This window comes from Mesorhizobium sp., assembly GCF_005063415.1.
GTDB lineage: Bacteria > Pseudomonadota > Alphaproteobacteria > Rhizobiales > Rhizobiaceae > Mesorhizobium.
Genome location: NZ_SUEG01000166.1, coordinates 1 through 10,771 on the forward strand (window position 1 = coordinate 1; position 10,771 = coordinate 10,771).

The 10,771-nt window shown below is 64.5% G+C and carries 10 protein-coding genes and 2 pseudogenes; 7 read left to right on the plus strand and 5 right to left on the minus strand.

What is annotated here, in order from left to right; genetic code table 11:
* Positions 1-191 (plus strand): annotated as a pseudogene (locus tag E5W70_RS27700) (ATPase (modular protein)); the annotation flags it as partial.
* Positions 192-266: 75 nt separating this feature from the next.
* Here E5W70_RS27700 and E5W70_RS27705 read toward each other — a convergent pair.
* Positions 267-656: a hypothetical protein gene (locus tag E5W70_RS27705; protein WP_292664453.1), complete on the minus strand. Its 390-nt coding sequence runs from the start codon at positions 654-656 to the stop codon at positions 267-269.
* A gap of 201 nt (positions 657-857) precedes the next feature.
* Here E5W70_RS27705 and E5W70_RS27710 point away from each other — a divergent pair, with 201 nt between their 5' ends.
* From E5W70_RS27710 to E5W70_RS27720, 3 genes are all read left to right on the plus strand, one after another.
* Positions 858-1,838 (plus strand): L-threonylcarbamoyladenylate synthase, encoded by a 981-nt coding sequence (locus tag E5W70_RS27710; RefSeq protein ID WP_292664455.1) that lies wholly within the window; start codon positions 858-860, stop codon positions 1,836-1,838.
* Positions 1,839-1,856: 18 nt separating this feature from the next.
* Positions 1,857-3,287, plus strand: coding sequence for an FAD-binding oxidoreductase (locus tag E5W70_RS27715; protein ID WP_292664457.1), 1,431 nt, complete (start codon positions 1,857-1,859; stop codon positions 3,285-3,287).
* Positions 3,288-3,472: 185 nt separating this feature from the next.
* Positions 3,473-4,039, plus strand: a complete 567-nt coding sequence (locus E5W70_RS27720) for a DUF6101 family protein (protein WP_023674094.1) — start codon at positions 3,473-3,475, stop codon at positions 4,037-4,039.
* Here the strand turns inward: E5W70_RS27720 and ubiA are convergent, their stop codons facing one another.
* Complete coding sequence (gene ubiA / locus E5W70_RS27725) at positions 4,040-5,023, minus strand: 4-hydroxybenzoate octaprenyltransferase (RefSeq protein WP_292664459.1); 984 nt, start codon at positions 5,021-5,023, stop codon at positions 4,040-4,042. It lies immediately after the preceding gene.
* A 156-nt stretch (positions 5,024-5,179) separates the two neighbouring features.
* Between ubiA and purD the strand changes: the two genes are divergently transcribed.
* Positions 5,180-6,457 carry a phosphoribosylamine--glycine ligase gene (gene purD, locus E5W70_RS27730; RefSeq protein WP_292664461.1) on the plus strand — a complete coding sequence of 426 codons (1,278 nt, stop codon included), beginning with the start codon at positions 5,180-5,182 and terminating at the stop codon, positions 6,455-6,457.
* Between the two features lie 21 nt (positions 6,458-6,478).
* Here purD and E5W70_RS27735 read toward each other — a convergent pair whose 3' ends face one another.
* From E5W70_RS27735 to E5W70_RS27745, 3 genes are all read right to left on the minus strand, one after another.
* The gene (locus tag E5W70_RS27735) at positions 6,479-7,582 is read right to left on the minus strand and encodes a GH25 family lysozyme (RefSeq protein ID WP_292664470.1); all 1,104 of its coding nucleotides are present in this window, start codon (positions 7,580-7,582) and stop codon (positions 6,479-6,481) included.
* A 195-nt stretch (positions 7,583-7,777) separates the two neighbouring features.
* Positions 7,778-8,281, minus strand: coding sequence for a GNAT family N-acetyltransferase (locus tag E5W70_RS27740; RefSeq protein WP_292664463.1), 504 nt, complete (start codon positions 8,279-8,281; stop codon positions 7,778-7,780).
* Positions 8,278-8,565 carry a DUF1778 domain-containing protein gene (locus E5W70_RS27745; protein WP_292664465.1) on the minus strand — a complete coding sequence of 96 codons (288 nt, stop codon included), beginning with the start codon at positions 8,563-8,565 and terminating at the stop codon, positions 8,278-8,280. The genes E5W70_RS27740 and E5W70_RS27745 overlap by 4 nt, the downstream gene beginning before the upstream one ends.
* Positions 8,566-8,788: 223 nt before the next feature.
* Here E5W70_RS27745 and E5W70_RS27750 point away from each other — a divergent pair, with 223 nt between their 5' ends.
* Complete coding sequence (locus tag E5W70_RS27750; RefSeq protein ID WP_292664467.1) at positions 8,789-10,552, plus strand: acyl-CoA dehydrogenase; 1,764 nt, start codon at positions 8,789-8,791, stop codon at positions 10,550-10,552.
* Positions 10,549-10,771, plus strand: a pseudogene (locus E5W70_RS27755) (hypothetical protein); the annotation flags it as partial. The gene E5W70_RS27750 and the pseudogene E5W70_RS27755, both read left to right, overlap by 4 nt.

A 10,771-nucleotide genomic window follows, 5' to 3' on the forward strand; every position in this document is an offset into this window, starting at 1 on the left:
ACAATGAAGACACCGACGACGAAGGTACCGAAGACGATAAGTCGGCTACCCTCTCGGACGACGACGAACAAGACGAAGATGACGAGGAAGACGAGCACAGCGTGAAGGCCGAAAGCGCCGCCGGCGAAAAAGACGCTGACGACGAAGAATCGGACGACGCCGACGATACGGACGAAGAAGAAGCAGCCTGAGATTTCACTGCGCTTCAGTCCATGAACCAGGGCGGCGCACTCGCGCGGCCCTGGTCTTCCGGCGCTGCTCAGTCGCTATTTGGGCTGGTCGGGAGTTGCTAGCGGCGCAGGCTGCGGCGCCGCCGGCTCAGGGGTTTTGCTGGCGACCTTTGGGTCGGCCTTGCTGTTCGCGGCGGGCGCGGCAGCGGTGGCCGGCGCGGCTTTTGGCGCGGGCGTCGCAAAGGCATCGCCGACGATACCGCCGTGAATGATCATCGGGCTTCCGGTGAAGCCATGTTTCGGCTGGCTCGGGATCGCCGCGACCTTTTCATCGGTGACGTTTTCATTGACGTCAGGCAACTTCTCGCCGAGCGCGATGATCGACGGTGTTTTCGCCCGCTCCACCGCGCTGGCACTTGCCACTGACGGCGTCGCCGTCGTTTGCCCGAGAAAAACCAGCGATGAAGCCTGTGCCGTGCTGGCCATAACCGCCAGACCAAGCGCTCCAAGAATACGCATCGAAAGCATGATAATTCCCCTTGCCCAACAAGACAGGATCGTAGCCGAGGGCAATTGATGCCGGCTTGCGGGGAAACATAGCATTTTAGTGATTTGCGATTCGCCAACGCCTGGGCTTGCTCGCTCGGCGTCGCCGTATTAGGCACCCGCATCCGTGAGGTGACGACAGTGGCTGAAATTCGTGCCGTCGGCGAGGCGATGGAAAGGGCGTTGGCGCTGCTCGAGAGCGGCGATGTCGTCGCCATCCCGACCGAGACCGTCTATGGGCTGGCCGGCGACGCGACCAATGGCGTTGCCGTGGCTCGTATCTTCGAAGCCAAGGGCCGACCTCGCTTCAACCCGCTGATCGCTCATATAGCCGATCCGGCGATGGCCGAGCGCATCGCGCTGTTCGATCCGCTGTCGAAAAGATTGGCGCAGGCATTCTGGCCGGGGCCGCTGACGCTGGTGCTGCCGCAGCGGCCCGGCAACGGCATTCATCCGCTGGTCACCGCAGGGCTGGACACAATCGCGCTGCGCATGCCGAAAGGCTTTGGCGGCGAGCTGATCGCCAGGTTCGGCCGCGCGCTTGCGGCGCCCAGCGCCAATTCCTCGGGCAGGATCAGCGCCACGACGGCCGAAGCCGTGGCGGCCGACCTCGGTCCCAGGATCAAGCTTGTGGTCGATGGCGGCGCGACGCCGGTCGGGCTGGAATCGACCATCGTCAAGGTCGAAGCTGGAAAGCTGCGGCTGCTGCGGCCGGGCGGCATTGCTGCCGAAGAGATCGAAGCGGTCGCCGGGGTGAAGTTGCTGCGCGGCGCTTCGAGCATCGAGGCGCCCGGCATGCTCGCCTCGCACTATGCGCCAGGTGCGGCGGTGCGGCTCGATGCGAGCAAAGTTGCCCCAGGCGAAGCCTTGCTGGCCTTCGGTGGCCGCCGTGCCGAAGGCTGGCGCGATGCAGCCGCACTGCGCAACCTGTCGGAGACCGGCGACCTGCGCGAGGCGGCAAGCAATCTCTTCGCTCATCTGCAGGATCTCGATCGCAGCGGCACCAAAACCATCGCCGTCGAGCCGATCCCGTTCGACGGGTTGGGCGAGGCGATCAATGACCGGCTTTCGCGCGCCGCCGCCCCGCGTGACAGGATCGCCCCTCGTGACAAGATGGATTGAGCACCATAGTTTCCACCCATGAACGACATTTCCCCTGACCTCGACCCGGCCGTCGTCGCGCGCTTTGCGGCAATCGTCGGTGACAAATATGCGCTGCGCGACCAGCAGGACATCGCGCCTTACCTCGCCGAGCGGCGCGGACTTTGGCACGGCAGGACGGCTCTGGTGCTGAGGCCGGGGACCGTCGAGGAGGTCAGCCGCATCATGCGGCTGGCGAGCGAAACGGGCACGCCGATTGTGCCGCAAAGCGGCAACACCGGGCTGGTCGGCGCTCAGGTGCCGGACGCGTCCGGCCGCGAGATCGTGCTGTCGCTGTCGCGGCTGAACCGCATCCGCGAGATCGATACACTGTCCAACACGGTGACGGTCGAAACCGGCGTCATCCTGCAGACGCTGCAGAAAGCGGCCGATGCCGCCGACCGGCTGTTTCCGCTGTCGCTTGCCGCGCAAGGCTCCTGCCAGATCGGCGGCAATCTCTCTTCCAACGCCGGCGGCACCGGCGTGCTTGCCTACGGCAATGCGCGCGAGCTGTGCCTCGGCGTCGAAGTGGTGCTGCCGACCGGCGAAGTGTTCGACGATCTGCGCAAGCTGAAAAAGGACAATACCGGCTATGATCTGAAGGACCTGTTCGTCGGCGCGGAAGGCACGCTCGGCATCATCACCGCCGCCGTGCTCAAGCTTTTCCCCAAGCCCAAGGGGCGCGAGGTGGCGTTTGCAGGCCTGGCATCGCCGGAGGCGGCACTGTCGCTGTTCAGTCTGGCGATGGACCGTGCCGGGGCAGCGCTCACCGCCTTCGAGCTGATCGGCCAGAGGCCCTACGACTTCACGCTACGCCACGCACAAGGCGTAGTGCGGCCGCTGGCCGGCGATTGGCCGTGGTATGTGCTGATGCAGATCTCGTCGGGCCGCTCGGCCGAGGATGCACGGGCGCTGATCGAGGAGGTGCTGGAGGCAGGCCTCGAGCAAGGGATCGTCAGCGATGCGGTGATCGCGTCAAGCATCGCCCAGGGCGATGCGTTCTGGAATTTCCGCGAAGTGCTGCCCGAGGCGCAGAAACCCGAAGGTGCCTCGATCAAGCACGACATCTCGGTGCCGGTGGCGTCGATCCCGCCATTCATCGAAAAGGCCGCCGGCGCCGTGCAATCGGTCAGTCCCGGCGCACGCGTCGTCTGCTTCGGCCACATGGGCGACGGCAATCTGCACTACAACATCTCCCGGCCGGTCGACGGCGACGACGAGGTGTTTCTCGGCCTTTATCACGTCATGAACAAGGCCGTGCACGACGTCGTGCGCTCGTTTCATGGCTCGATCTCCGCCGAGCACGGCATCGGCCAGTTGAAGCGAGACGAATTGATCGCGACGGCGCCGCCGATGGCGATCGAGCTGATGCGCAGGGTGAAGGCCGGCTTCGACCCGGCCGGCATCATGAATCCCGGTAAGGTTATCTGATCCTTTCGCCGGCCTGCGCCGGTTCGCATTCCGATAACCATCCGCCCCGGATCAGCAAAATTTAACCGACTTTCTTAAGCGCGAGGATAAGAAGCTCGCGCTAATGTTTCTCCACAACGAGGCTGGGAAAACCGGCCCGGAGAACCGGAAACACCGGCTCTCAGGAGAAACAGGAAAGGCACGATATGAACACTGGACTGAAGCCAGTCTGGGCCGGCCGCAATATGCGTCTCGACCCATTCCGCCTGCCGCAGGTGGTGAGCTACGCCACGCGCGACGACTATGGCGACGTCACCTTCACCATCGACCAGCGCGGCGCGGTTATCCGCCGCACGCTGGAGATGAGCGGCGTGCCGGCGATCATCGCTCTGCCCGCCAACGCGTTTCGCGGCGTCGCCGCCCGCGCCATGGAGGATCCGGATGGCAATGTCACAGTGACGCTTGAGCTTCTGCATAACGACCCGATGCTGTCGGTGCCGCTGCTGGTCGCCGACGATCTCGACGACGTCGCCGCCGACTGGCGCGCCTGGGCCGACGCCTATCGCCTGCCGATGCTGCTGATCGAGGCCGACGGCATTGCCCGCACCCTGGAAGAATCGCTTGGCGCCGCCATCAAGGCGCTCCCGGCGCAGGACCGCCGCAAAGGCCGCGTCTCGACCATGCGGCGCCCGCGCTTCCTCGCCCGCCGCCGCGCCGGCGACCTCGGCCTCAGGCTGGTCATCGGCGGCGAGGAGCTTATTTCGCGGGAGTAGCTAAACCAGCGGCTTCAGCGCCACCCAGACCGCGCCGCCGATCAGGCCGAGGAAGATCAGCCAGCCGACCTGGTTGTTCGATCTGAACAGCCTTAGGCACTGGTCCGGATCGTCGATGTCGAGCATCGCAATCTGCCGTGCCATATGCGCGCCGGCGGCGATCAGCCCGGCCAGCGCCGGCACAGGTGCCTGTGCCGAGGCGAAGGCAATGGCGAAGCAGACCAGCGCTCCGCCATAAAGCCCCGCCAGCCAGGCCTTGGTATTGTCGCCGAACAGGCGCGCCGTCGAGCGCACGCCGACGATGGCGTCGTCTTCCTTGTCCTGATGTGCATAGATCGTGTCGTAGCCGATCACCCACAGGATCGAGCCGATGTAGAGCATGATTGCCGGCCCATCGAGATCGCCGAACTCGACCGCCCATCCCATCAGTGCGCCCCAGGAAAAGGCAAGGCCGAGAACGAGTTGCGGCCAATTGGTGTACCGCTTCATGAATGGGTAGACGGCGACGATGACCAGCGAGCCGATGCCGAGCGAGATGGCGAAGCTGTTGAACTGCAAAAGCACGGCGAGGCCGACCAGTGCCTGCACGACAACAAACATCCAGGCCTGCCGGCGCGTGACCTTGCCGGCCGGCAGCGGCCGCGAGCGCGTGCGTTCCACCTGGTTGTCGATGTCCTCGTCGACCAAATCATTGTAGGTGCAGCCGGCGCCACGCATGGCGAACGCGCCGAGAAAAAACAGCAGCAGATACCACGGCGACGGCAGCAGCGAGAGCAGCGGATCCGCCGGACGCGAATAGGCGCTCGCCGCAAGGGCAGCCGACCACCAGCATGGCCACAGCAGCAATTGCCAGCCGATCGGCCGGTCCCACCGGGCAAGCTGCGCATAAGGCCACAATCGCCGCGGCAGCGCGCGATAGACCCAGTGGCCGCTCGGCGCATCGGCGACGCGGCCCTGGGCCGCTTTCGACTGGACGGTTTCCATTTTGCTGGAGTGGCAGCAGCGGCGAATGCCGTCAAGCGTCAAGCAGGCTCGGACCGCTCGCCACGCGCAATCGGCGCTTCGCCAGCCAAATGTCTTGACCCGTCGCGCGCGGCGCAATAGCGCAGTCCTGGTCTTGGAATGACGAGGAATCTGGGCATGCGTGTTTTGTTGATCGGCTCCGGCGGACGAGAACACGCGCTGGCCTGGAAGATCGCGGCGTCGCCGCTGCTGACCAAACTCTACGCGGCTCCCGGCAATCCGGGCATCGGCCGCGAAGCCGAGCTGGTGAGGCTCGATATTGCGGATCACGCAGCGGTGGTCCGGTTTTGCCGCGAGAATGAAATAGACCTCGTCGTGGTCGGGCCGGAAGGGCCGCTGGTCGCCGGCATTGCCGACGACCTGCGCGCCCAGGGCATCCGCGTCTTCGGCCCGTCAAAGGCAGCAGCGCGGCTGGAAGGCTCAAAGGGGTTTACCAAGGACCTCTGCGCCAGATACGGCATCCCGACCGCCGCCTATGGCCGCTTCGGCGATCTGGCTTCGGCCAGGGCCTATGTCGAGAAGACGGGTGCGCCGATCGTCATCAAGGCCGACGGTCTTGCTGCCGGCAAGGGTGTCACCGTCGCGATGACGCTTGACGAGGCGCTGGCCGCGCTCGAGGCCTGTTTCGACGGCTCCTTCGGCCAGGCCGGCGCGGAAGTGGTGGTCGAGGAGTTTCTCACCGGTGAAGAAGCAAGTTTCTTCTGCCTGTGCGACGGCACCACCGCGCTGCCCTTCGGTACCGCGCAGGACCATAAGCGCCTCAGTGACGGCGACACTGGCCCGAACACCGGCGGCATGGGCGCCTATTCGCCGGCCCCGGTGATGACGCCGGAGATGATCGACCGCACCATGCGCGAGATCGTCGAGCCGACCATGCGCGGCATGGCTGAAACAGGCGCGCCGTTTTCCGGCGTGCTGTTCGCCGGGCTGATGATCACTGACAAGGGGCCGAAGCTGATCGAATACAACACCCGTTTCGGTGATCCGGAATGCCAGGTGCTGATGATGCGGCTGAAGGACGATCTGCTCGTCCTGCTCAACGCCGCCGCCGACGGCCAGCTGGCACACACCTCGGTGCGCTGGCGCGACGAGGCGGCGCTCACCGTGGTGATGGCAGCCAGGGGCTATCCCGGCACGCCGGAAAAGGGCTCGGTCATCCGCGGCGTCGAGGCGGCGGCGGGCGAGGGCGTCGAGATATTTCATGCCGGCACCGCCATAAACGGCGGCGCACTCGTCGCCAATGGCGGTCGCGTGCTCAATATCACGGCGGCCGGCCGCACCGTCGGCGAGGCGCAGAAGAAGGCTTACGCAGCGCTCGACCGGATCGACTGGCCGCAAGGCTTTTGCCGCCGCGACATTGGCTGGCTGGCCGTGGCGCGCGAGCAGGCGAACTGACGCTTCAGGCGGCCCTCGACCTCAGCGCAGGCCGCGGTCGAATCCGGTCGAGACGCTGCTGACCGCATCGGCGGTGGGGGCAATTCCAGACATCGATGCCAGGCGCTCTTCGTTTCGCGTCCAGGCAACATATTCGGCAATCCCGCGCGGAAGGCTCGGCGCCGCCTTCGCCGCAGGCATTTGAAAGCCGCTGCTGAACCTGGCCAAGCGCGTCCTAAATACCGCGACCAGTTGCTCGAGGCTCGCGGGTGCTGCCACGGTGGCGTAGGTCATGGCAGTGCCGGCGAGCCCGGCCTCGCGTGAGAGCGGCACCGGTATTGAGGCGAGGTAATCCGGCTGCACGTCGATCAGGCCGCCGAACGGCCACTGCGCGCGCAAGTCCGTCGCGTTCATCGGCGCGACGCTGACGTCGATATCGTTGGGTGTGCCCGCGACCCGGTAAGGACAGCGGAACCGGCCGCAATTGGCTCGCGCCGAAAACTGCCAGAGCGCATAGCCCTGCCAGTTGCCCATCGGAAAATGCACATCGATGTCTGGCTTGTAGCGCGCGTACCACAGCGGCAGCCGGGACAGGAGCGGGTATTTATACTTGTTGCCGGCGATATGCCGGGCTGTCGTGCCGTTGGTGTAGAGCACCGGAAAGCGGCCAACCCGACGATGCACATGGCGCACGAATTCCTCGGCATCCTCGAGCGACATCCATTGGGTGGGATCATCGTCCTCGATGTCGAGGGCAAGCAGGTCATCCGGCCCGGGTTTCACGAAATTGATGAAATTATTGGCCTGCCCCACGGGGTTGCCGGGGCGGGCGAGATGATAGGCGCCCCATTTCAGGCCCAGCGCCTTAGCCACCACCTTGCGCGTCTGGAACAGTTCCTGTGCCATCGCATGGCGCTTCCAAAGCGTCTTGCACAGCCGCATCTCGGTCTCGTCGCCGAAACAGAAATAGGGTGGCGGCATTCCGTCGGATGCCTTGTTGATGAAGCCGACAAGACGCTTGTCGGCGGCTAGCCGGGTCCAGTCGATGGAATTGTATTCGTAGGCGTCGACGACCAGCGCCCGGTCCGCATCCTTCCACGGTTCGGAGAAATCCGAGGCCTTTGCCGGCGTCAGCGCCAGGGTCATCGCGGCCGCGACAAGGAGAAGCGCTGAGCGGACAAGGGGGTGCGCCGGCGTTTTCAAACAGCAGGTCCTTGCTGGCCAAAGCCCAATCCTGAGCCGCCATGGTTAAGGAAATGCTTCGGCTGCCGAGGGGGCGAGTTGGAGCGCAGGCGAAGCGACCCTTGGTGCTCCTCTAGAGGAAAGCGAAGGTTGCGATTGTCAGCCAAATAGTTTCAACGCTGTTGCTATGGGCAGGAACAGTGATAGCGGGCGGCTCTGAAATGAGGTGAAGCCGTGTTTGCGATAAAACGCGACCGCCTGGTCATCCTTTGCATCGACAATCAACGCGAAGGCTGCCGGGGCAGCGCTAACGCTGCGTCGTAGCGCATCCACGATCAGCGCCGACCCGATCCGCCGCCCCTGGTATCGGGCATCGACGGCCAGCCTGCCGACCAATATCGCAGGCAGGACCGGGTAGCGTGGTAGATGTCTTGTCTGTTCGTCAGGCAAGGACGCGATTGGTATGCTCGACGCCGCCAAAGTGTAATATCCGGCGATCGCGCCGCCATCGCCATCCACGGCAACGAAGCAATTGCCGACTCGGCGTTTGACATCTTGGCTGGCTTGCTCCCGGATATAGCGGTCGAGCGCCGGTACCCCGCAGCTGAAAGCCTTGCGATCATGCGATCCGCCGAGCGGTTCGATGATGACGGCGAAAGTCACCGGGTTTCGACGACCAGCCGTTTGTGGGCGTCGGCAGCTTTGCGCAGTGCTTCATTGGGCTCGGGCGGATTGAGAATTGCCTCCATCATGGCGCGCTGATCCTCGACGGAAATACGCATGATGGTGGTGTTCTCGATGGTACGCTGAGCCGCCTCTTGAGCGGCAGCGACCACGAAGTCGCTGACGCTACGGCCCTGGATTTCGGCGGCGCGTTTCACCACGTCCAGAATATCCGGCGAAATACGAGCTTCGAGACGAGCGGTACGGGTCTGCTGGTTCGGCATTATCGTCACCCCTGATGGACGACTTGTACGGGAAATAGCCGTACAGATCAAGTGCGTGGTGCAACTTTGCGTAATTTCGCAGGCGAGCCAGCAACTGCAAAATCTGCGTGACAAAAGTTGACGTTTACGTAAAAAGAAGATGGGCAGGGAAGCCCGAAAGCAGATGGTCTTGCATCGGCACGGGTCTTAAGTTGACCCGCTGGACTGAGGAGGAACGAGCGCCATGTATCGGGCACCGGTCGAGGAAATCGCCTTCACCCTGAAGCATGTCGCCGGCTTGAAGCCGGCGCTCGATGCCGCCATCTTTGGCGAACTCGGCGAGGACCTCGTCGACGCCATTCTGGCAGAGGCCGGCCGTTTCGCCAGCGAGGAGGTGGCGCCGCTCTACACGATCGGCGACCAGCACGGCGCGGTGCTCGACGGCGCCGCCGTCACTACCCCGCCCGGCTGGAAGGAACTTTATCGCCGCTGGATCGGCGGCGGCTGGAATGCGCTGTCCGCGCCGGAAGCGCATGGCGGCCAGGCGTTGCCGGCCATGCTCGGCGTCGCCGCGCTCGAAATGTGGAACTCCGCCTCGATGGCGTTCGGCATTGCCCCGACGCTGACGATGGCCGCGGTCGAAGCACTTGACAAGCATGGCTCGCAGGCACTCAAGGCCAGATATCTGGAAAAACTGGTCTCCGGCGAATGGATGGGCACCATGAACCTGACCGAGCCGCAGGCAGGCTCGGACCTGAATGCCTTGCGAACGCGCGCCGACCCGGCCGGCTACGGCACCTACCGCATCTTCGGGCAAAAGATATTCATCACCTATGGCGAGCACGATTTCACCGACAACATCATCCATCTGGTGCTGGCGCGGCTGCCGGACGCGCCGGCCGGCACGCGCGGCCTGTCGCTGTTCCTGGTGCCGAAATTCCTCGTCGGCGACGATGGCGCGCTGGGCGCACGCAACGACGTCTTCTGCTCCGGGCTGGAGCACAAATTGGGCATCCACGCTTCGCCGACCTGCACCATGATCTATGGCGATGGCTTCGAAGGCAGCACGCCTGGCGCGATCGGCTGGCTGATCGGCGAGGAGAACAAGGGCCTCGCCTGCATGTTCACCATGATGAACAATGCGCGCCTTGCCGTCGGCATACAGGGCGTCGCGGTCGCTGAGGCGGCGACGCAGAAGGCGCTCGCCTACGCAAACGACCGCCGGCAAGGCAAGGCGGCAAGCTATCGCGGTGCCGGCATGGCGCCGATCGTGCATCACCCCGACATCCAACGCAGTCTTTTGACCATGAAGGCGCTCACCCAGATTGCCCGCGCCATCTGCTATTCCTGCGCCCACGCCATCGATCTTGCGTCGCAAAGCGAAGATGCAAAGCACTGGCAGGAGCGCGCTAATCTTTTGACGCCGCTGGCCAAGGCATTTTCCACCGATGTCGGCGTCGAGGTCGCCTCGCTCGGGCTGCAGGTGCATGGCGGCATGGGGTTCATCGAGGAGACAGGGGCCGCAGCACTTTATCGCGACGCGCGCATCGCGCCCATTTACGAAGGCACCAATGGCATCCAGGCGATCGATCTGGTGACGCGCAAGCTGCCGCTCGGCGGCGGCCGGCATGTGCATGGCTATATCGCCGAACTCAAGGCCGTCGCCGATGCGGTGCGAGCGTCGAACCTTGAGGGCTTCGGCCGCACCGCCGATCACCTCGACCAGGCGCTCGACGACCTGTCACAGGCGAGCCGTTTCCTGCAAGACCTGCAAGCCGAAGGCCGTTCGGACGATGCGCTGGCCGGCGCCACACCCTATCTCAGGCTGATCTCGCTTGCCGCTGGTGGGACCTATCTGGCGCGCGGCGCGCTTGCCGACCAAAGCCGCATCGCGCTGTGCCGTTTCTTCGCCGAGAACCTGCTTGGCGAAGTGGGCGCGCTGAAGGAGCGCGTCATCGGCGGCGCCGACAGCCTTGCCGTTGCCGCCAAGGCGCTGATTTCAACCTGACGTTCGCAACGCCCGAAATTCACAAAGGCCCGAAATTCGCAAAGGACCAATCCGTGACAGACCAAATCCTCGTCGAACGCCAGGGCGCCATCCAGATCATCCGTATCAACCGTCCGGACAAGAAGAACGCCCTGACCCGCGCCATGTACGCGACGATGTCTGCGGCTCTTGCCGGCGGCGACGCCGATCCGGCGGTCCGCGTCCATGTCTTTCTCGGCG

Excerpts from the sequence above, each read along its gene's own strand:
- E5W70_RS27705 (WP_292664453.1), bottom strand. The coding sequence starts at position 656 with ATGGCCAGCACGGCACAGGCTTCATCGCTGGTTTTTCTCGGGCAAACG.
- E5W70_RS27715 (WP_292664457.1), top strand. The coding sequence starts at position 1,857 with ATGAACGACATTTCCCCTGACCTCGACCCGGCCGTCGTCGCGCGCTTT.
- E5W70_RS27720 (WP_023674094.1), top strand. The coding sequence starts at position 3,473 with ATGAACACTGGACTGAAGCCAGTCTGGGCCGGCCGCAATATGCGTCTC.
- ubiA (WP_292664459.1), bottom strand. The coding sequence starts at position 5,023 with ATGGAAACCGTCCAGTCGAAAGCGGCCCAGGGCCGCGTCGCCGATGCG.
- purD (WP_292664461.1), top strand. The coding sequence starts at position 5,180 with ATGCGTGTTTTGTTGATCGGCTCCGGCGGACGAGAACACGCGCTGGCC.
- E5W70_RS27735 (WP_292664470.1), bottom strand. The coding sequence starts at position 7,582 with ATGACCCTGGCGCTGACGCCGGCAAAGGCCTCGGATTTCTCCGAACCG.
- E5W70_RS27745 (WP_292664465.1), bottom strand. The coding sequence starts at position 8,565 with ATGCCGAACCAGCAGACCCGTACCGCTCGTCTCGAAGCTCGTATTTCG.
- E5W70_RS27750 (WP_292664467.1), top strand. The coding sequence starts at position 8,789 with ATGTATCGGGCACCGGTCGAGGAAATCGCCTTCACCCTGAAGCATGTC.